This is a genomic window from Paractinoplanes durhamensis, assembly GCF_016862175.1.
Taxonomy (GTDB): Bacteria; Actinomycetota; Actinomycetes; order Mycobacteriales; family Micromonosporaceae; genus Actinoplanes; species Actinoplanes durhamensis.
Map to the genome: position 1 here is coordinate 201,499 of NZ_BOML01000050.1, position 19,675 is coordinate 221,173.

General features: G+C 71.5%; 15 protein-coding genes. 5 read left to right on the top strand and 10 right to left on the bottom strand.

The window, feature by feature from the left end; genetic code table 11:
- Positions 1-66: 66 nt before the first annotated feature.
- Both Adu01nite_RS31055 and Adu01nite_RS31060 read right to left on the bottom strand, forming a co-directional pair.
- Positions 67-1,548 carry an alpha-amylase family glycosyl hydrolase gene (locus Adu01nite_RS31055; protein WP_203732032.1) on the bottom strand — a complete coding sequence of 494 codons (1,482 nt, stop codon included), beginning with the start codon at positions 1,546-1,548 and terminating at the stop codon, positions 67-69.
- Positions 1,545-4,208 (bottom strand): MGH1-like glycoside hydrolase domain-containing protein, encoded by a 2,664-nt coding sequence (locus Adu01nite_RS31060; RefSeq protein WP_203732035.1) that lies wholly within the window; start codon positions 4,206-4,208, stop codon positions 1,545-1,547. The genes Adu01nite_RS31055 and Adu01nite_RS31060 overlap by 4 nt, the downstream gene beginning before the upstream one ends.
- Positions 4,209-4,472: 264 nt before the next feature.
- Between Adu01nite_RS31060 and Adu01nite_RS31065 the strand changes: the two genes are divergently transcribed.
- Complete coding sequence (locus tag Adu01nite_RS31065) at positions 4,473-6,137, top strand: methyl-accepting chemotaxis protein (protein ID WP_203732037.1); 1,665 nt, start codon at positions 4,473-4,475, stop codon at positions 6,135-6,137.
- Between the two features lie 16 nt (positions 6,138-6,153).
- Positions 6,154-7,773 (top strand): methyl-accepting chemotaxis protein, encoded by a 1,620-nt coding sequence (locus tag Adu01nite_RS31070; protein WP_203732039.1) that lies wholly within the window; start codon positions 6,154-6,156, stop codon positions 7,771-7,773.
- On the opposite strand, the gene Adu01nite_RS31075 is transcribed toward Adu01nite_RS31070, so the two are convergent.
- Positions 7,770-8,699, bottom strand: coding sequence for a DMT family transporter (locus Adu01nite_RS31075; protein WP_239132821.1), 930 nt, complete (start codon positions 8,697-8,699; stop codon positions 7,770-7,772). The genes Adu01nite_RS31070 and Adu01nite_RS31075 overlap by 4 nt on opposite strands.
- 207 nt (positions 8,700-8,906) lie before the next feature.
- On the opposite strand from Adu01nite_RS31075, the gene Adu01nite_RS31080 reads away from it, so the two are divergent.
- The gene (locus tag Adu01nite_RS31080) at positions 8,907-9,287 is read left to right on the top strand and encodes a BlaI/MecI/CopY family transcriptional regulator (RefSeq protein WP_203732043.1); all 381 of its coding nucleotides are present in this window, start codon (positions 8,907-8,909) and stop codon (positions 9,285-9,287) included.
- Positions 9,284-10,174 carry a M56 family metallopeptidase gene (locus Adu01nite_RS31085; RefSeq protein ID WP_203732045.1) on the top strand — a complete coding sequence of 297 codons (891 nt, stop codon included), beginning with the start codon at positions 9,284-9,286 and terminating at the stop codon, positions 10,172-10,174. The genes Adu01nite_RS31080 and Adu01nite_RS31085 overlap by 4 nt, the downstream gene beginning before the upstream one ends.
- Before the next feature lie 79 nt (positions 10,175-10,253).
- Here the strand turns inward: Adu01nite_RS31085 and Adu01nite_RS31090 are convergent, their stop codons facing one another.
- The 4 genes from Adu01nite_RS31090 to Adu01nite_RS31105 form a co-directional block, all read right to left on the bottom strand.
- Positions 10,254-10,739 (bottom strand): GNAT family N-acetyltransferase, encoded by a 486-nt coding sequence (locus tag Adu01nite_RS31090; protein WP_203732047.1) that lies wholly within the window; start codon positions 10,737-10,739, stop codon positions 10,254-10,256.
- Between the two features lie 141 nt (positions 10,740-10,880).
- Complete coding sequence (locus Adu01nite_RS31095) at positions 10,881-11,219, bottom strand: hypothetical protein (protein WP_203732049.1); 339 nt, start codon at positions 11,217-11,219, stop codon at positions 10,881-10,883.
- A 240-nt stretch (positions 11,220-11,459) separates the two neighbouring features.
- The gene (locus Adu01nite_RS31100) at positions 11,460-12,050 is read right to left on the bottom strand and encodes a redoxin domain-containing protein (RefSeq protein ID WP_203732051.1); all 591 of its coding nucleotides are present in this window, start codon (positions 12,048-12,050) and stop codon (positions 11,460-11,462) included.
- Between the two features lie 704 nt (positions 12,051-12,754).
- On the bottom strand, positions 12,755-14,332 hold the full coding sequence (locus Adu01nite_RS31105; RefSeq protein WP_203732053.1) for an MFS transporter: 1,578 nt from the start codon (positions 14,330-14,332) through the stop codon (positions 12,755-12,757).
- A 105-nt stretch (positions 14,333-14,437) separates the two neighbouring features.
- Here Adu01nite_RS31105 and Adu01nite_RS31110 point away from each other — a divergent pair, with 105 nt between their 5' ends.
- Entirely contained in the window at positions 14,438-14,938 is a 501-nt protein-coding gene (locus tag Adu01nite_RS31110; protein WP_203732055.1) for a CGNR zinc finger domain-containing protein, read from the top strand.
- Between the two features lie 89 nt (positions 14,939-15,027).
- On the opposite strand, the gene Adu01nite_RS31115 is transcribed toward Adu01nite_RS31110, so the two are convergent.
- The 3 genes from Adu01nite_RS31115 to Adu01nite_RS31125 all read right to left on the bottom strand — a co-directional run bounded on the left by Adu01nite_RS31115 (position 15,028) and on the right by Adu01nite_RS31125 (position 19,600).
- Positions 15,028-16,350 (bottom strand): family 4 glycosyl hydrolase, encoded by a 1,323-nt coding sequence (locus tag Adu01nite_RS31115; RefSeq protein ID WP_203732057.1) that lies wholly within the window; start codon positions 16,348-16,350, stop codon positions 15,028-15,030.
- Positions 16,337-17,356 (bottom strand): carbohydrate kinase family protein, encoded by a 1,020-nt coding sequence (locus Adu01nite_RS31120; protein WP_203732059.1) that lies wholly within the window; start codon positions 17,354-17,356, stop codon positions 16,337-16,339. The genes Adu01nite_RS31115 and Adu01nite_RS31120 overlap by 14 nt, the downstream gene beginning before the upstream one ends.
- A 75-nt stretch (positions 17,357-17,431) precedes the next feature.
- Complete coding sequence (locus tag Adu01nite_RS31125; RefSeq protein ID WP_203732061.1) at positions 17,432-19,600, bottom strand: translocation/assembly module TamB domain-containing protein; 2,169 nt, start codon at positions 19,598-19,600, stop codon at positions 17,432-17,434.
- Positions 19,601-19,675 lie beyond the last annotated feature (75 nt).

Below are 19,675 nucleotides of genomic sequence, written 5' to 3' on the forward strand. Positions count from 1 at the left end.
CCGAGCCGGAGCCGAGCCGGGCCGAGCCGGCGGCGGCTCGCCCCTGACGGATGAGCGGGCTGTTCGTCAGGAGTGAGCCGCGGTGGTGACCGCGAACAGGTGCTGGCCCCACGGGGGCAGGTCCACGTAGAGGCCGTCGCGGGCCAGCTCGCCGCCGTCGCGGTCGAAGACCCGGCCGTCGAGCAGGTCGATCAGCCGCCACGACCGGCCGGCCAGCTCCGGCCAGGGCAGCGCCACCCGGCCCTGGCTCCGGTGCCCGGCCAGGTTGATCACCGTGACGTGGTGCGGGACGCCGTCGTGCCACGCCCAGGCGAGGATGTCGTGGTGGGTCGGGTTGTCCGGCCAGCCGCGGCTGTCCAGCAGGGACCAGTCGCCGCGGCGCATCCCGCCGGCCACCGCCAGCAGCCGGCGGTAGAAGGCGCGCAGGTCCTCGTCGACCGGCTCGTCCGGGAACCGGCCGAGGAAGACCGGCAGACGCGTACGCCGTCCCTCGAACTCGCCGTCGTGCCACAGCGTCGCCCCGGGCAGCGTGGCGATCGCCACCGCGGCGGTCCGGTCCCGCCCGCCCGGCAGGGCGGACGCGGCCCGCGGCTCGTCGTGGTTCTCGATGAACCGGATCAGCCGGTCCTGGTAGTCGCGCCCGGCCGTCAGGTGCTTGCGCACCGCCTCCGCGTCGTCGTGCGCGAGCCGGTCGTAGAGCCGTTTGTCGTAGCAGAAGTCGAAGCCCTGCTGCTGCAGCGTCCACTCCATGTCCCAGTACGCCTCGGCGATCAGCATCACCTGCGGATGGTCGCGGCGCAGCGCACCGATCACCTCGGGCCAGAACTCGCCGTCCGGCGCCGGCCCGGCGTGCGCGCCCCAGGTGCGGGCGAACACCTCGGTGGTGAGCAGCATGGCCATGTCGCACCGGATGCCGTCGCACTGTTCGGCGATCTCCCCGAGCACGGCGACGGCCGCCGCCCGCAGGCCGGGCGCGAACGCGTTCAGCTGGGCGACGTCCGGCCACGGCGGGAAGTACGGGTCCCGGCCGTGCGCGACGATCCGGCCGGCGACCGGGAACCAGGCGGCCGGATCGCGGGCCGCGTCGGCCTCGTCGCCGGTGATGAACCACTCCGGGTGCTCGACGATCGCCGGGTGGTCGGGCGCCACGTGGTTGGGCACGTAGTCGAGGATCAGGCGCACCCCGCGGCGGGCCAGTTCGGCCCGGCAGGCGGCGAGCGCTGCCGGGCCGCCGAGGTGTTCGTCGACCCGGTAGCGCCGCACGCAGTAGGGCGAGCCGGCCAGGTCGCCCGGCTGCAGGTCGGGCAGGGCCGCGCGGAAGTCGCGTTGCAGGCCCTCGTCGGCACGGGCCACGACCAGGCCGGCCGGGCTGCGCTCCCAGACGCCCATCAGCCAGACCGCGTCGATGCCGGGCGGGATGGTCTCGTCCCACACCTCGGCCGGGATGTCGGCCAGGGTCACGTCGCGACCCAGCGCGCGGCGCACCCCGGTCATCCACGGCCAGGTGTCGATCTCGTACACGACGGTGGCGGACGGCCGGCCGGTCATGGTTGCGGCTCCTCGTCGTCGATCGCCCGGAACAACCCGGCCATGCCGGTCTCCAGCAGCTCGGGGCCGGTGACCCGGGCGAACAGCAGCGGGAACACGGCGGTCAGGCCGGTCCAGCCGGTCTGGTGGGTGGCGCCGAGGCCGGCGCCGTTGTCGCCGTGGAAATACTCGGAGAACAGGATCAGGTCGCGCCAGTGTTCGCCGGCGAACACGTCCTGGCCACCGTAACAGGGGCGGCGGCCGTCCTCGCCGGGCCGGAACAGCCGGGTGAGCCGGTCGGAGATCTCCCGGGCGACCTCGAACAGGGTCATCTTCACGCCGGACCCGGTCGGGCACTCCACGGTGAAGTCGTCGCCGTAGCCGACGTACAGGTTGAGCAGTGCCCGGATCATCAGGGCGTTGACCGGGAACCAGACAGGGCCGCGCCAGTTGGAGTTCCCGCCGAACATCCCGCTGTCCGATTCGGCCGGCGTGTAGGCCACCCGGTAGCTCACCCCGTGCACGTCGAACTCGAAGGGATGCTCGGCGTGGTAGCGGGACAGCGACCGGATGCCGTACGGGCTGAGGAACTCGTCCTCGTCGAGCATCCGGTCCAGGATCCGGCGCAGCCGGACCTCGTCGAACAGGGCCAGCAGGTGACTGCCCGGCCGCCCGGCGAAGCGACCCGGCGGGAACGCGGCCCGGACGCTGGGATGCCGGCCGAGGAACCGGTTCGCCTCCTCGATCAGCTGGGGGTGGCGGGCGCTGATCACCGGGTCGAAGACGGTCGCGGCGGCCAGCGGCAGCAGCCCCACCATGGACCGGACCTTGAGCCGCACCGCGGTGCCGTCCGGCAGCCGCAGCAGGTCGTAGAAGAAGCCGTCCTCCTCGTCCCACATCGAGGCCAGGGCCGGGGCGTTGACGGCGGCCGCGATCCAGGCGAAGTGCTCGATGTAGGTCTGCGCCTGCTCGAGGTAGGCCGGGTCGTCGAGGGCCAGCTCGAGCGCGATCTGCAGCATGTTCTGGCAGTACAGGGCCATCCAGGCGGTGCCGTCGGCCTGGTCGAGATGGCCGCCGGTGGGCAGCGGCGCGCTGCGGTCGAACACCCCGATGTTGTCCAGCCCGAGGAAGCCGCCCTGGAACACGTTGCGGCCGTCGACGTCCTTGCGGTTGACCCACCAGCTGAAGTTCTTGGCCAGTTTGTGGAAGGCGGTGGCGAGCCAGACCCGGTCGCCCCGGCCGCGGTGCGCCTTGTCCAGCTCGTAGACCAGGTAGGTGGCCCAGGCGTGCACCGGCGGGTTCACGTCGCCGAAGTTCCACTCGTACGCCGGGATCTGGCCGTTGGGGTGCAGGTAGCGGCGGCTGAGCAGCAGGTCCAGCTGGTGTTTGGCGAAGCCCAGGTCGACCACGCTGAACGCGACGGTGTGGAAGGCCAGGTCCCAGGCCGCGAACCACGGGTACTCCCAGGCGTCCGGCATCGAGATGATGTCGTCGGCGTACAGGTGCCCCCAGTCGCCGTTGCGAATGTCGCCGGCGTCGAGCGGGTCCCGGCCGTGCTGGGTGAGCCAGCGTTCCACGTCGTACCCGAAATATTGTTTGCTCCACAGCATGCCGGCCAGGGCCTGCCGGAGGATCTGCCGTTCGTCGGCGCTGAGGTCGTCGCCGAGCCGCTCGTCGTAGAAGTCGTCGGCCTCCCGGCGGCAGTGGGCGATCACCTCGTCGAAGCCGGGGCCGGCGAGCCGCTCGCGGACCGCCTCGGGCGGGACCGGCTCGTCGGTCAGCCGCACCCGCACCACCGCCGACTCCCCGGCGGGGATCTCGAGCCGGGTCCAGAACGCGGCCTTGGTCCCGGCCGACGACGTGTGCACAGCGTCCTTGTCCCCCTGCACGACGTAGCGGCCGATGCCGTCCTTCTGACCGTCCTCGTTGTCGGTGAACAGCAGCGGCTGCTCGCCCTCGCAGAGCAGCCAGCGGCGGCCCAGCTCGGGGTGCCGGGCCTCGATCACCGCGGCGCCGCGCACGCCCGGCACCTGGAACAGGCTGGGCCAGCCATCACCCGAGCCGTTCCAGGTGTTGCGGAACCACAGCGTGGGCAGCAGGTGCAGGGTGGCCGGCTCGGGGCCGCGGTTGTGCACAGTGATCCGGCACAGGATGTCCTCGGGCGCCGCCTTGGCGTACTCGACCTCGACGTCGAAATACCGGTCGCCCTCGAACACCCCGGTGTCGAGCAACTCGTACTCGTACTGGTCGCGGCCCCGGCTGCGGTTGGTCGAGACCAGATCCTCGTACGGATAAGCGCGCTGTGGGTATTTGTAGATCATGCGCTGGTACGCGTGCGACGGCAGGGCGTCGACGTAGAAGTAGTACTCCTTGACGTCCTCGCCGTGGTTGCCCTCGGCGTTGGTGACCCCGAAGAAGCGCTCCTTGAGGATCGGGTCCTGCCCGTTCCACATGGCCATCGCCAGGCAGAGCATCTGGTGGTCGTCGCTGAAGCCGGCGATGCCGTCCTCACCCCACCGGTAGGCCCGGCTGCGGGCCTGATCGTGGCTCAGGTAACCCCAGGCGTCACCGCCCGGGCTGTAGTCCTCGCGGACCGAGCCCCATTGCCGTTCGCTGAGGTAGGGGCCCCAGCGCCGCCAGGGGAACGCGTCGGCGAGTCGCAACTGCTCGGCGTTCGTCATGGACCCATCGTCGGCCCGGCCCCGATGGCCTGCGTCATTCGAGACGGATGAACGACGCAAGCCCTCCGTACGCTCAGGCGGTCGCGACCTTCTCGGTGCCGTGCAGCGCGTCCGGCAGCTGGGCTCGCCGGCGACGCGCGCGAACAATACGCCCCGCCGCGTACGCAATCCTGATTTTTTTGATTTATCCCTCGAATGCTGATCTGACCTTAAAGTTGATCGCGTTCGGCGGTGCGCCGATCGGAACGGCCATCGGGGGGCGCCATGCCGCGGCGGATTCAGGGTGATTCACCGATCACCGTGCAGCGGAACTTCTTCGAGGCACTCCTCGGCGACCGCAGCCTGACCATCAAGACCGTCATCGCCGCCGCCTGCGTCGCGGTGGTCGCGCTCTGCGTGGCAATCCTGTCGATCAACCGGATGTCGCAGCTCAACGACGACCTGCGGGTGATGAAGACGGACCACGTCGACACCCTGCAGCAGGTCGCGAACGTCCGCGGTGAGCTGGGCGCGATGTTCCGCGGCATGCTCATCTACTACGTCGCGGCCGGCACCGCCGCCGAGAAGGCCGCCCAGCAGAAGCAGGGCCACGACCTCGTCGACGCCGCCGACACGGCGATGGACACCGCCCTCGGCAAGTACGACACCCTCACCAAGGGTTCCGCCACCCGGCAGGCCAATCTCACCGCGTTCGTCGAGGCCGACAACTACTACCGGGCGCTGCGCAACACGGTGCTCTTCGGCGAGCCGATGGCGGCCGGCTACACGATGCCGGCCGCCGACCAGTTCCTGGTCGAGTTCAACAAGGCCGAGACCGCCATGGGCGCGGCCGTGAAGTCGATGCAGGACGAGGAGGACGCCCAGTCCGACGCCATGGCCGTCCGCGGCACCGAGGCCTACAACCGGGCCCGGACCATCACCCTGGTCGCCCTGTTCATCGGCTTCCTGATCGCCGCGGCCGTGTGCGTACTCGTCATCCGGCTCATCCGCGGCCAGCTCACCACCGTCTCCGCCGCCCTCGACGCGGTGGCCGAGGGCGACCTGACCGTCGCCGCCGAGGTCCGCTCCCGCGACGAGCTCGGCGCGATGGCCGGCGCCGTCAACCGGGCCCGCGACGGCCTGCGCACCTCGGTGCTCGCCCTCACCAACGGCGCCGACACGCTCGGCTCCGGCACCCAGCGGCTGACCAGCATCACCAACCGTCTCGCCGACCAGGCGCGGGAGGCCGCCGACCAGGCCGGGGTGGTGGCCAACAGCGCCGGCGACGTCTCCTCCAGCGTCCAGTCGGTGGCCGCGGGCAGCGACGAGATGGGCGCGTCGATCCGGGAGATCGCCGAGAACGCCAACAACGCCGCCCAGGTCGCGTCGAGCGCCGTCGGCGTCGCGCAGAGCACCAACGACACCGTCGCCAAGCTCGGCACGTCGTCCGAGGAGATCGGCAACGTGGTCAAGGTGATCACCCAGATCGCCGAGCAGACCAACCTGCTCGCCCTCAACGCCACCATCGAGGCCGCCCGTGCGGGCGAGGCCGGCAAGGGCTTCGCGGTGGTCGCCACCGAGGTCAAGGACCTCGCCCAGGAGACCGCGAAGGCCACCGAGGACATCTCCCGCCGGGTCGAGGCCATCCAGGCCGACACCACCAACGCGGTCGAGGCGATCGCCGAGATCTCCCGGATCATCTCGGAGATCAACGACTACCAGGTGACCATCGCGTCCGCGGTGGAGGAGCAGACCGCCACCACCAACGAGATGAGCCGCAGCATCGGCGACGCCGCGCACGGCAGCACCAACATCGCCGAGAACATCAACAGCGTGGCCCAGGCGGTGCAGGCGCAGACCGGCGCCCTGACCGAGGCCGACCAGTCGGTGACCGAGCTGAGCCAGGTCGCCGACGAGCTGCGCGCCGTCGTCGCCCGCTTCCGCGTCTAGATTCGAGGGTAAGCCGATGCGACTGTTCGGCAACATCAAGATCGGCGCCCGGCTGGCCGGTGCGTTCACCGGCGTCTGCGTCTGCATGGTGGTCGCGCTGGGCGTCGCCTTCTGGGGGCAGCACCAGTCGTCGGACGCCACCGAACGGCTCGTCGCGGCCGGCGAGCTGCGCCGTCTCGCGCTCGACGCCAAGTTCCAGGCGGCCGACTTCAACGGCTGGCAGAACGCGTACGCCTACGACATCCAGCGCGGCGTCAAGGGCGCCGCCTCGGACACCACCGGGTCGCGCAAGAGCTTCCTGGCGTCGACCGCGGCGTTCGCGGCCGACCTCACCGAGTTGCAGGGCCAGGACCTGAGCACCGAGGAAACGGCGGCACTCACCGCCGCGGCCGACGCGTTCGATGCGTACCAGACCGTCGACGACGAGATCATCGCCGCCTTCCGCCTCGGAACGGCGGCCGGCCTGGCCAAGGCCGGCACCATGGTCACCGGCATCTCGAACGAGCACATGAGCACGATCGCCGACAACATCGACAAGCTTTCCGACCTGACCAGCGCCGCGGCCACCGCCGCCAAGGCCGACGCCGTCTCGGCCGCGAACACCTCGCGCACCCTCATGCTGATCGCCGGCGCCCTCAGCCTCGGCCTGGCCGCGGCGCTCGCCGTGCTGGTCACCCGCAGCATCACCAGGCCGCTCGGACTGGCCGTCGCCACGCTGCGCGCGGTCGCCGCCAAGGACCTCACCGTGCAGGCCCCGGCCGACGGCCGCGACGAACTCGGCACCATGGGCCGGGCCGTCAACAGCACCCTCGAGGTGCTGCTCGGCACGTTCACCCGGATCAACGACCACAGCCGTACGCTGGCCGGCGCCTCGCACGAGCTCACGATGGCCTCCGGTCGCATCGCCGAGGCCGCCGGCAACGCCTCCGGCCAGTCGGAACGAGTCTCCTCGGCGGCCGAGGAGGTGTCCCGCAGCGTGCAGACCGTCGCGGCCGGCACCGAGCAGATGAACGCCGCCATCCGGGAGATCGCGGACAGCGCCGGTCTCGCCGCCGGGGTCGCCGCCACCGGCGTCGACAGTGCCCGCGAGGCCGGCGAGACGATCAGCCAGCTCGGCCGCTCCAGCGCCGAGATCGGCGAGGTCATCAAGCTGATCACGTCGATCGCCGAGCAGACCAACCTGCTCGCCCTCAACGCCACCATCGAGGCCGCCCGCGCCGGTGAGCAGGGCAAAGGCTTCGCCGTGGTGGCGAGTGAGGTCAAGGATCTCGCCCAGGAGACCGCCAAGGCGACCGAGGACATCGCCGCCCGGGTGCAGGCCATCCAGCACGACACCACCGCGGCGATCACCGCCATCGACCGGATCACCGGCATCATCGGCCAGGTCAACGAACACTCGACGACGATCGCCGCGGCCGTGGAGGAGCAGACCGCGACGACCGCCGAGATGGGTCGCAACATCACCGAGGCCGCCACCGGCTCCGGCGAGATCGCCGAAGGCATTCATGGGGTGGCGACCTCGGCGCAGATCACCGCCGAGGGCGTGGTCGAGGCCCAGCAGACCGCGGAGAGCCTCGAAGTCATGTCCCGCGAGCTGCAGGAGATCGTCGACCAGTTCCAGACGACCCGCGCTTAGCCCTTCTTCGACCCTTCGATGACGAGGGCGGTCAGCAGCAGGGCCGCGCCCACGATGCCGGCCGGGCCGAGCCGGTCACCGAGGATGAGCACCGACAGAACCGTCCCGACCAACGGTTCCAGCAGCGCCATCAGGGCGGCGGTGCCGGCCTGCGCATCGCGGAGACCTCGGAAGTATGCGGCGTACGCCATAGCGGTCGGTCCGGCACCCAGCAGGAGCAACAGGCTGAGCGCGCCCGTCGTCGGGGTGAAGGTGAGGCCGCCGCCGGCCGCGGCGATCGGCGCGAGCACGAGCGCGCCGAGGGTGAAGCCGAAACCGGTGGACGCCATCTCGTCGAGACCCGCCACCGACCGGCTCCCGATCACCGTCATGGTGGCAAACCCCGCTGCCGCGAGCAGCGCAAACCCCGCTCCGGCAAGCATCGTGGTCAGGTTTCGCCCGCTTGACGGTACGCCGATGAGCAGCGTCAGCCCGACGATCGCGAGGCCGACCGTGGCCAGCGCCCGGCGGTCGGCCCGCCGTCGGCCCATGGCGCTCTCCGCCGCCAGCACGAGCACCGGGGACGCACCGATGGTGATCAGCGTGCCCAGGCTGACCGAGATGGTCGACACCGCGGCGAAGTAGCAGGCCTGGAACTCGGCGGCGAGCAGGCCGATGAGCACGACCCGGGTGATCTGGGGCCGGGTGCGCGGGATGCTCCGCCCGGTGAGCAGGACGACGAGGACGAGGAGGAGGCCGCCGACGGCGAGGCGGTAAGCGCCGATCGCCGGGGAGGTCAGGCCGGTGTGCTGGGCGAGAAGGGTGCCGGTGAGGCCGCCGGCGCCCCACAGGCTGCCGGCGAGGACGAGGAGCCAGAGGCCGCTGGTCTTGTTGTTTTCCTTGCCGTCGGCCTTGGCTTTTTGGCCGGAATCGATCTGTGTGGTCACGTGCTGGTGCTCCTGCTTCTGCGAAATCGACATGGGATCGCGGAAGCGGGCCGGGTTCAGATGCGCGTCATCGCGCGCCGAGGCGATATTCGCTCGTCGGCGCTGTGTCCCGGCTCGCTCAGGAGACCGGGTCCCGGCTCGCTCAGGAGACCGGCGGGGAGATGATGGTGCGCGGCATGCGGCGATACTAGCGGATAGCCTCAGCGTATGAATGACGAGGAGGCCGGGCGGCGGCGCGCCCGGGGCGAGCTCGAGTCCGAGGTGATGGCCGCTCTCTGGGCGGCCGGCGAGCCGCTGACTCCGGCCGGGGTGCAGGCCGCGCTGGGGGCCGGCCTCGCCTACAACACGGTGCAGACCATCCTGATCCGCCTCCTGGAGAAGGACCTGGTCCGCCGTGGGCCGGCCGACCGCGGCCGCGGGCACGCCTACTGGCCGGCCCAGGACGCGGCGACGCTGACCGCCACCCGGATGCGGGCCGCGCTCGACGAGCGGCCCGACCGGCAGGCCGTGCTGCAGCAGTTCGCGGCCGGTCTGCAGGACGACGACGTGGAAACCCTCCGGGCCCTGCTGGCGGAGCGCGAGTCATGACCGTCACCGTCTACCTGCCGCTGCTGCTCCCGGTTCTGGTCGCGCTGGCCGCGCGCCGGCTGACCGACCGCGCCCGGCCGCGGGCCGCCGTCCTCGGGCTGGTGGCCGCCTCGGTGCTGACCGCCGCCACCTCGGTCTGGTCGCTGCTCCTGCTGGTGCTCACCCTCTTCGACGACCTGCCGGCGATGAAAGCCCTGAACATCCGCTCCGGCATGCACCTGCCCGAGCCGGTCCCGGACTGGGTGGCGATCACCGCGTCGGTCGTGCTGGCCGCGTGCCTGATCAACCTGGCGCACGACGTGCATCACCGCCGGAGCACCGCGCGCCGGCTGCGCAACGCCGGGCCGGCCGCGGGCGGCGTGGTCGTCGCCGACTGGTCCGAGCCGCTGGCCGTGGCCGTTCCCGGCCGGCCCGGCCAAGTCCTGCTGACCACCGGCATGCTCAAGGTTCTCGACGCCGATGAACGCCGGGCCGTTCTCGCCCACGAGCGTGCCCACCTCACCCATCGCCACCACGTTGCGGTCCTGCTCGCGAGCGCGGCGGCCTCGGTCAATCCGCTGCTGCGGCCCGCCCGGGACGCGGTCACCTACCTGGTGGAGCGCTGGGCCGATGAGGAAGCCGCCACCGGGCTGGGCAACCGTGACCTGGTGGCCCGGGCGGTGGCGCGGGCGGCGCTTGCCACCGCCGACTTCAAGACCCCGGCGCCGGCTCTGGGCGTGCACGGCGGCGTGATCGTCCGCCGCGTCAAGGCTCTGCATCGGCCGGCCCCGTCCGAGGCTCGGTGGCAGTTGGCGCTGCCGGCCGCGGCGGTGATCGCCTGCCTGATCCTGGCGGCCAACGCCACCCTCGACTTCGTCGACGTCCTGAACGCGTGGCTGATTCGCTGACCTGGCCGGTGTCGCGGCCTGCAGCAGCGAGGGCGGCGGTGTCGCCCTTCCGTCCATCGCGCGGCGTCCGGCCTGATCCTTATCCGGCCTGTTGCGGGGGCACCGAGTGACGCTCCATCCACACGATCTCCGGCCAGCCGGGCCGCTCGCCCGCCTCCCGGCGCAGCTCGGTGAAGCCCCGGCCCGCGTAGAACCCGGCCGCCCGCGAGTTGCCCGCCACGTACTCGAGGCGCACCGCAAGGCCGCCCGCCCGCTCGATCAGCCCCGCCATCAGCGCCGACCCGGCACCGGTCCCCTGCGTCTCCGGCAGCACGTAGAGCTTCCAGATGATCGGCACCGCGCCGCGCAGATCGATGTTCCCGACGCCGACCAGGCCGCTGCCGTCCTCGGCCACCAGCACCGTGGTGTCCCCCAGGCTGCGCGCGATCGCCGCCGGCGACCACCAGGCGGCAAGCCCGTCCCGCACATACTCGTCACCGGCGAACGCATAGGTCGCCGGCCACGTCTGCTGCCCGATCGCCACGATCGCGTCCACATCTTCGGCCCTGGCGTCTCTGATCAGCATCCGCCGATTGTGCCGCGCCCGGCGAGGGCAGCGCTGCCCCGGCACACGCCGGCCGGGGCGGCCACCTCGGTGGCTCGCCGCATTCCGCCGCATGGCTCGCCGTCGCCGTTTGCCACGGCTCGATGAGACCAGCCTGCGCGGCTACCTGCAGGCCGTCGGGCCGACCGCCGCGGACCCCGACGCCGCTGCCGTCTTGCCGTTCGGGCCGACCACCGCGGACCCCGACGCCGCTACCGTCTTGCCGTTCGGACTGACCGCCGCGAGGGCCGTCAGCGCGCCGCCGACCGCGGCGACCACCGCGGTCACCGCGACCGCCCGCAGCCCCCGCCGCCGAACCCGCTGACCGCGCATCACCTGATAGGCAAACCCGGCCCGGTCGCTGTACACGGGCACCAGCTGCCGGAACTGACCCCCGGTCGTCCGCGCCGCCGTCCCGGCGTCGGCCATTGCGTCCCACGGCTCGTAGTCACGTCGTCCCATCGGTCATCCCCTTCGGCAAGGCGTCGGCAACATGCCCAGCGGGCAGCCACGACCGGCCTCTGCCCTCCGCGCGCGCCGAACGCGATGCCTCACCCGCACTGGATGAACGTCCACGTGACCGACCAGATCCGGAACGCCGTTCCGGCGCGCTGGCCCACCGGGGGCCACGGGGAGCATCACGGCCCGCGCACGATCACTCGCCAGCGCCAACTCCCGGCGCGGAACACAGCCGACCCGCGGTCAGGTCAGGGAGCGGACCGCGGTGAGGATGGTGGTCGGGTCGGGGTGTGGGGCGCCGTCGGCGCGGACGTCGGCGAAGCGGACCGTGCCGGCGCGGTCGGCGATCACCACGGCCGGGAACGGCAGGACCGAGCGGCGGCCACCCAGCATCGCGTCGGCGCCGGGCTCGTGGAAGCCCAGGTTGAACGCGTCGATCAAGGTGTGGCGGACGTCGGCCGCGACGAAGTAGGTCAGGTCGTGGCGGCGTTTGATCTCGGCCAGCCGCTGCGGGATCTGCGGGCTCACCGCGACCAGGTGCGCGTCCGTGCCGGCCAGCGCGGGGACCAACTGGTGCTGGTAGGCGGCGAGGGCGGTGTTGCAGGGCTCGGACGATGCGTACCGGAAGAAGACCAGCACGATCGGGCCGGTCAGCCGCAGGCGGTCGAGGTGGATCGGGCCGAGGTCGGCCTCGAGCAGCGGCTGCGACGGCAGCCGGTGGCCGGGTTTGACCATGCGGTTCCAGATGGCGTCGCGGTCGAACTGGCGGCGTAGCGCCTCGTCGTCCGCGGGCCGCCGGGCCGACGGCACATGCCGGTGCACGGCTGTAGTCATCGCGCCCCTCCTAACACCTATCTTACCTATAGGAGTGATGAGCGTAGCGCACAGACTCCACCCGCAATGCCCACCACACCTCCACAGTGCTCGATAGTGCCACCCGACGCCAAATTCACTGGGAGAGACGCACGTCTCACCTCCACAGCGGTGACCACATCAGGCTCACCCGCGTTCCGGCTCCCGCACAATGAGACAAGGCCAGGCCAATAGACCATGGCCAGACCAACATGTGAGAACCGACGCATGACCAGAGGGTGACGAACGAACGCGGGGTCAGATTCCCGCCACGACAACAGCGGCAATGGCCGAGGCGACAGCAAGGAGCACAGCGGCCACAGCGGCCACAGCGGCCACGGCGGCCACGGCAGCCGACCGGCGACACGGACCACCGCGCAGCGCGGGCCACCCGAAGCCCACCAACGTGTTGACGGTCAACACGAAATCAACACGTCAACACATGACGCGTTCAGCAATGTTGATCCAGTCAACACGTTGCTCGGACGGCACCTCCAGCAGGGCGAGTAGCGCGAGCACCGCAGGCCAGGCGGGCGGCCATTGTGGGCCGGGCTGCGGACTCGGCGAGCGCGAGGACCGCAAGCTCTCCGGAACCCGCATGCTCGGCGGGCGTCGACGACCGCGTCGACGACCGCGGCGGCGCCGCGGCGGGCGACCGACAGGACGAGCAACGCCGGCACCGCAAGTCAGGCAGGCATCGCGGGCCGGGCTGCGGACTCGGCGGGCGCGACGGCCGCAAGCACTTCGGACCCCGCCTGCTCGGCGAGCGTAGTTGAACGCGGGGTCGGCGTGGCGGGCGAGCGGCGGGCTGGGCGGAGCGCGATGGCTGCTGCGGCGGCTACTGCGGTGGCGAGGATGGCTCCGGCTATCGCCATTGTGGTGAAAGCGCTCGTATATGCCGGGACAGCCTCGGCCAGGAGCAGCTCTCCTGCGCGGGACGGCAACGTGTGGGCGGTTGCCACCGCCTCGCCGAAGGTTGCGTCGGGGGGCAGGCCGAAAGCGGTCAACGCCGGGGCGGCGGCGTGCCGGTAGACCGCGACCATCAGCGAGCCCAGCACCGCGATGCCGAGGGCGCCGCCCAATTCGCAGCCGGTTTCGGCCAAGGCCGCGGCCATTCCGGCGCGGGCCGGGGGCGCGGTCGACACCACCAGGTCGGTGGTCAAGATGTAGGCGGGGGCCAGGCCGATCGAGAAGACGATCGCGCCGGTGATCACATTGGTCAGGCCACCCATCGCCATGATCGCCAGGCCGGTGGCGATGGCGGCCAAGCCGGTGGCGATCACGTAGCCGGCCGGGATCCATCGGGTCAGGAGCGGGCCGAGGAACGACGCGGCCAGGTAGGCGAGCACCGACGGCAGGGTCCACAAGCCGGCCTGGAGTGGGGACAGGCCGAGGGCCAGCTGCAGGTATTGGGCCACCCCGATCTGGCTGCCGTAGTGGACGAAGAAACTCAGGGCGTTGACGATCAGGGCGACCGTGGTTCGCCGGTTGCGGAAGATCGTCAGGTCGAGCAGCGGCTGCGGGATGCGGCGCTGGCGGCGCACGAACAGCACGGCCAGGGCCGCCGACGCCGCGATGGTCAGGAACGGCACTGAGTGCCAGCCGGAGGCGGCGAGCTGCTTTACGCCGTACACAAAAAGAAGCACCGCGGCGAGGCTCTGCAGCGCGCCGGCGATGTCGAAGCCGGTGGCGCTGCGGTCCCGGGACTCGGGCAGGAGGAACGGGCCGAGCGTGAGCAGCAGCAGCACGGCGGGGACGGCCAGCACGAAAACCGAACCCCACCAGAAATGCGTGAGGAGTACGCCGCCGATCAGCGGGGCGGCTATTCCGCCCAGGGAGAAGCTGGCGCTCCACACGCCGAGCGCTACGGTGCGGGCGCGCGGGTCGGGGAACATCGTCCGGATCAGCGCGAGGGTCGACGGCATCAACGACGCGCCGGCCAGGCCCATCAGGACTCGGGCGGCGATCAGCTGACCGGGGGTGGTGGCGAAGGCGGCCAGCAACGACGCCGCCCCGAAGGCGCCGGCTCCGGCCAGCAGCAGGCGTCGGCGGCCGATTCGGTCGCCGAGCACGCCCATCGCGATGAGGGCGCCGGCCACCACGAACACGTAGCTGTCCATGATCCAGAGCAATTGGACGCTGGTCGGCCGGAGGTCGGCGGTGAGCTGCGGCGTGGCCAGGTAGAGCACCTCGGCGTCCAGGGATACCAGCAGGCAGGGCAGGGCCAGGACGGCGAGTCCGACCCAGCTCTTGGTCGCGGTCATGGTCACTCCCCGATCTTCGTCACGCATTGAAGCCATCCATCACGTTACGCATGACGACTCCGGCGCGCAACGCGAAGAACCGAGCCAATGCGTTACGATCGAGGGGTGGCGACAAGGATCGCGGTCATGGCGATGCCGGAGCTGGTCGCGCTCGTCAACGAGTGGGGCACGCTTCCGCGCGCACTCGACCCACGCGAGCGCGGCGACGACCCGGGGCTGACCGCCCTGGCCGACGAGTTCCACCCGATCTTCGCGGCGGCCGATGCCGCGCAGCGGGCCCGGCTGATCACGGCACTGCTCCAGGCGGCGAAGGTTCGCCCGGTGCTCACCGCCGCCGCCGACGGCACGCTCAGCGAGGAATGGACCGTCGACAACCCCGCGCACGCCGGCCGGGCAGCGGCCGCGCTGGCCCTACGGCATCACCTGGCCGAGCATCCGGGCCGCATCGGGGTCTGCGCCGACGATCAGTGCGCCGACGTGTACGTCGACAACTCCCCCGCCGGCCGCCGCCGCTTCTGCTGCCTGACCTGCCAAAACCGAGCCCGAGCCGCAGCCTTCCGAAAGCGCGGCAAGCAGCCGGCCCAGCGCAAGCCGGCCGACAAATAGCGCGGAAGCAACCCGCCCAGCACAAGCCGGCCGACAAGCAGCGCGGAAGCAACCCGCCCAGCACAAGCCGGCCGACAAGCAGGGCTGGCTCAGCGCAGGTAGGACAGCGAGGGCAGTCGGGCGATGTAAGCGTCGATCAAGCGGCGCGCGATCGGCACCGAATCGACGAGCGGGTGCAACGCCATGGCCCGTACCGCAATGGCGCGGGATTCTTCCGCAGCGGCCGCCAGCACCGCTCGTTCGGTGGTTTTGATCCGCCGGACCAATGCGATGCCGTGCGACGGCACAAATGCCCCCGGATAGGGGTGCGCGCCCGCCGCGTCGACCTCGCACGGCACCTCGACCACCGCGTCGTCGTCCAAGGCGGCGATGGTGCCGCGATTGCGGACATTCACGATCAGCGAAGTGGGCTGATTCCGCGCGATCGCCATCATCAGCGCCAGCGCGATCCGCTCATATCCCCCGCCCTCGGCGTCATCGCGCTCGCCGAGGCCTTCGAGGGCCATATAGGTCGCGTCCCGCTGCCGCAGCGCCGCCTCCCACGCGCCGAGCGGATCGTCCGACGCCAATTCCCGGTAGCACTCCTCCTGCTGCCGGAGCAGGAATTCGCCACGGGTCTCGGTCGCGTCCAACTCGGCCCGCACCATGTCCGCGGTGTCGTAGTAGTAGTGCAGGTATTCGTTCGGCACCGCCCCGAGCTCGCGCAGCCGCGAAGCCCCGAAAAGCCGCCCTTCTTCGAAGGACGCCAGGCCATCGTCATCCTTCAGCAGCTGCGGCAGCAGGTTTTCCGACCCGTTGTGTACGCCGGTGAGCCAGCCGAGGTGATTCAATCCGGCGTATTCCACCCGGGCCGCCGGATTGCCCAGGGCGCGCACGACGCGCCGGGCGAGGGCCGACGGCGAATCGCAGATGCCGATGACCCGGTCGCCGAGATGGGCCGCCATCGCCTCGGTGACGAGTCCGGCCGGATTGGTGAAGTTGATGACCCAGGCCGAGGGCGCGACGAGCGCGATCCGCCGGGCGATGGCGGTGGCGACCGGAACGGTGCGCAGCCCGAAAGCAACCCCGCCGGCCCCGACCGTTTCCTGCCCGAGAACCCCTTCGCCGAGCGCGACCCGTTCGTCGATGACCCGCCCGGCGAGCCCTTCGACCCGAATGGCGCTGAACACGAAGTCGGCGCCGGTGAGCGCTTCGGTGAGATCGGTGGTCGCTTCGACGGCCGGGGCAGCGGAGACAGCCGCGGCCTGCGCCGCGAGAACGCGCCGAATGGCGGACAGCCGCCCGTGGTCGACGTCGTGCAGAACCACCGTCCCGATCGGCGAATCCGGCCCGAGAAGGGCACCGAAGACGAGCGGCACCCGGAATCCGCCGCCGCCGAGAATGGTGAGCTTGAGCCGGTCAGTCGTGGGCATGCGCATCCGATAGCCGGGCAATCGTGGCCCCCGCGCGGCGAACGGAACGCCGCTCGCCATCGGGGATGACGTCGTCGAGGAATTGATAGCGCGCGGCGAGGACGGCCGAGGCCCGTGCGGTCCGCCACCAGTCGGCGATGTCGCCCCAGCCGGGCGCCGACAGGGAGCCGCCGAAGTGCTGCACCGACAGCGAGGCGATCAGGTTGGCGAAGGCGAGTCGCTGCTCGAGCGGCCACCCGGAGAGGGTGCCGAGGATGAAGCCGGCCATGAAGACGTCGCCGGCCCCGGTCGGGTCGAGCGCCTCGACCGGCACGGCCGGCACGCGCACGAGCTCGCCGGTGGCCGAGTCGATCGCGATGGCGCCGTCCGAGCCGCAGGTCACGACCACGACCGGGACGAGCCCGGCGAGCCGGCGGGCGGCCTCCTCCGGCGACGAGGCGCGGGTGTAGCTCATCGCCTCGACCGAGTTCGGCAGGAAGGCGTAGCAGTCGGAGAGCATGTCGAGGGCTTCGGCCGGCCATGCGGCGCTGGCGTCCCAGCCGACGTCGGCGAAGACCAGGGTGCCGGCCGCGCGGGCCTCGCGCACCCACGGCAGCGGGTCCTTGGTGAGGCTCACCGACGCGGCCCGGGCCGCGGGCAGGCCGTTGACCAGGCCGTCGGCGTTGAGCGGCGGCGGGTGGTCGTGGGTGATCATGCTGCGGTCGCGGTCGTAGGAGAGCGAGACGGTGACCGGCGAGTGCCCCTCGATCCGCCGCGAATAGGTCAGATCCACGTTCTCCTGGGTGCAGAGGATGGAGGCGCAGAAATCCCCGTACGCGTCGGTGGCGATCGCCGTGCCGAGGCCGGTCCGCAGGCCGAGCCGGGCCGCCGCGACCGCGAGGTTCGCCACCCCGCCGGGGCAGGAGCCCATGCCGGTGGCCCACACCTCGGTGCCCGGCCGGGGCATTTCGCGCAGGCCGGTGAAGACGATGTCGAGGTAGACGACTCCCGGGACGAAGAGGTCCATCCGGTGATCGTAATTCCTACCCCCGCTCGGGGATCCTCTGATCAGCACCGCAGGAGAGTGATCCTGCTTGCAGAGCTATGTTCGGCCCAACCTGGTGAAGGACAGCGCGAAGACGGTCGACGCGACCCAGCCGAGCATCGTGCAGAGGTTGAGCAGCCAGGCGAGCAGCGGCCCGTGTCGCTCGGAGACCGGGTACCAGGTCGACCGCTGGTGCAGATCGATCAGCGGGACCACGGTGTCGACGGCGAAGAAGAACGGGTTGAGGCAGCGCACCTTGCCGTCACCGCAAGGGTGGTCGGACCGCACCGACCCCACGGCCCCGGCCGGGCTGAAGACCTGGGCGTTCTGGTCGGTGGCCCGCATCTGCTCCTGCACGACCGGCAGGCTCAGCGCGACCGTGACCGCGGCGAGCAGCGCCAGCAGCAGGTAGAGCGCGCGCTGCGGCCGGAAGCCGTAGCGGACCGTGACGTCCTGCAGCACATCGAAGACCCGGCGAGGCAGGGCCTGGGTCCGGCGGGCGCGGCGATACTGCGCCACCAGCACGGTGTCCGCGCCGTCCCGGTCCCCGGCCGCCCGCAGCACCGCCGCCAGCCGCTCCCAGGCCCGCGGGTCGAACGGCTCCATCCGATCCAGCCAGGCGATCCGGGTGGCCGCGTCCCAGACCGCGTGGCCGCGCCCCTCGATCGGCTCGAACCGTTCGTAGCCGAGCCCGCCGATGTAGGAGCCGGCCGGCCAGTCCTGGAGCGCGCGATCGGCGAGGAAGGGGGTGGTCGTGCCGGTGAGGTCGACGGTGCCGTCGAGCACCTGCCAGCCGAGGCTGAACCCGCCCCGGATCTCGGCCGAGATCGCCTCGAAGGCACAACTACGCACGTTGGCCTCGCCCGGCGGCTCAAGCCCGGCGACGGCGCGCCAGGCCAGGGTGGCGCCGTCGGCCCGGAAACGGCCGCCGATCACTGCACGGTTGAGGACAACCACCCCCACCGACCGGAAGCGGCCGCAAAACCGCACGTTGCCGGCGATGTTCGCCATGTTCAGGCCGATGGTCTTGTCACCGGGGTTGTGCACGAAGCCGTCCGTGGCGTCGACGACCCCGGTGATCGTCGCGCCACGAAAGTTGAGGCTGCCGCCGAGGGCGGTGACCCGGCGGAGCCGCACGTCGCCGGCGACGCGCGCGTTGACGACAGCCAGGCACCGACGCAGGGCGGGTTTCGTGAGGACCGCGTCCTCCAGATTGATCGGCCCCTCGATCTTGGCGTTGTTGAGGTCGACCCGGCCCTCGACCGACACACCCGGCGCCTCGAAGCCCCCGCCCAGCACGCCCTGCACCAGGTCGATCGCGGTGTCGCCGGGATTCCAGACGGCTCCCGCGATCTTGACGCCGCCGTCGAACTGAGCACCGGGAAGCACGAGCCCGCCCCGGACGACGGTCTCCCCCTCGATCACCAGCCCGCCGTGCGCCGTGAGCCGCGGTGCCAGCAGAAACGTGCGGGCCGCCCGCGGGGCGGAGTTGTAGAAATGCGCGCCGCCGCCTGCCGCCGGCGCGGTCAGACTCGCGTTCCGGATGAACAGGTCACCGCGGATCGTCGCGTGACTCATCTCGATCCGCCCGCGCACGTGGCACCGCCGGCCGGTGTTCGGCGAGTCCAGCAGGAAGACGCTGCCGCCGATCGAGGCCTTCGACAGGTCGATCGCCCGCCCGTCGGCCGGGGCGAACTCGGCGCCGATCAGGTCGAGGCTGCCGCCGAGGTGGATGGCCGGCATCCGGACCTCGCCGGTGGCCCGGAAGCCGTCCAGGAGCCGGATGTTGCCGGCCACCCGGATCCGGTCGGCGTGCAGCGCCCGCCCGGTGGCCGGCCGGATCTGGGTGCCGGCCATGACGACGCTGCCGCCGACGTCGGCCTCGGTGAGCCAGATGCTGGCGGTGGTGCGGTTCTCGGACCGGGCCGGGAGGTCACCGGTGACCACCATCCCGGACACGACGAGGTCCCGGGAGATCCGGGCACCGGCGGCGATCAGGCCGGGCAGCGCGTGCCCGTCGCCCTCGATGACCAGCTGGTGCAGGCGCGCCCCCTGCACGTTGACCGGACCGGTGAACCGGCAGTCGGTGAAGCGCAGCGGCACGGACACCTCGCAGGCCCGCAGATCGAGCGCCCCGGTGATCGTCGCCCCGGCGATCCGCAGCCCGGAGGGGGCGGCCAGGCAGGCCGCGCGCAGGTCGTCGGCATCGACCTGGGCGAAGTCCACGACTACACAGTAGAGCGGGACGCGAGGACGGTCACCCCGTCCCCGCGTCTCCGCGATCCCTCTCCCCAGAGGCTT

Coding starts and splice junctions, on each gene's coding strand:
- Adu01nite_RS31115 (WP_203732057.1), bottom strand. CDS start 16,350: ATGCCCACGACTGACCGGCTCAAGCTCACCATTCTCGGCGGCGGCGGA.
- Adu01nite_RS31120 (WP_203732059.1), bottom strand. CDS start 17,356: ATGGACCTCTTCGTCCCGGGAGTCGTCTACCTCGACATCGTCTTCACC.
- Adu01nite_RS31095 (WP_203732049.1), bottom strand. CDS start 11,219: ATGGGACGACGTGACTACGAGCCGTGGGACGCAATGGCCGACGCCGGG.
- Adu01nite_RS31100 (WP_203732051.1), bottom strand. CDS start 12,050: ATGACTACAGCCGTGCACCGGCATGTGCCGTCGGCCCGGCGGCCCGCG.
- Adu01nite_RS31060 (WP_203732035.1), bottom strand. CDS start 4,208: ATGACGAACGCCGAGCAGTTGCGACTCGCCGACGCGTTCCCCTGGCGG.
- Adu01nite_RS31080 (WP_203732043.1), top strand. CDS start 8,907: ATGAATGACGAGGAGGCCGGGCGGCGGCGCGCCCGGGGCGAGCTCGAG.
- Adu01nite_RS31090 (WP_203732047.1), bottom strand. CDS start 10,739: ATGCTGATCAGAGACGCCAGGGCCGAAGATGTGGACGCGATCGTGGCG.
- Adu01nite_RS31055 (WP_203732032.1), bottom strand. CDS start 1,548: ATGACCGGCCGGCCGTCCGCCACCGTCGTGTACGAGATCGACACCTGG.
- Adu01nite_RS31105 (WP_203732053.1), bottom strand. CDS start 14,332: ATGACCGCGACCAAGAGCTGGGTCGGACTCGCCGTCCTGGCCCTGCCC.
- Adu01nite_RS31070 (WP_203732039.1), top strand. CDS start 6,154: ATGCGACTGTTCGGCAACATCAAGATCGGCGCCCGGCTGGCCGGTGCG.
- Adu01nite_RS31065 (WP_203732037.1), top strand. CDS start 4,473: ATGCCGCGGCGGATTCAGGGTGATTCACCGATCACCGTGCAGCGGAAC.
- Adu01nite_RS31085 (WP_203732045.1), top strand. CDS start 9,284: ATGACCGTCACCGTCTACCTGCCGCTGCTGCTCCCGGTTCTGGTCGCG.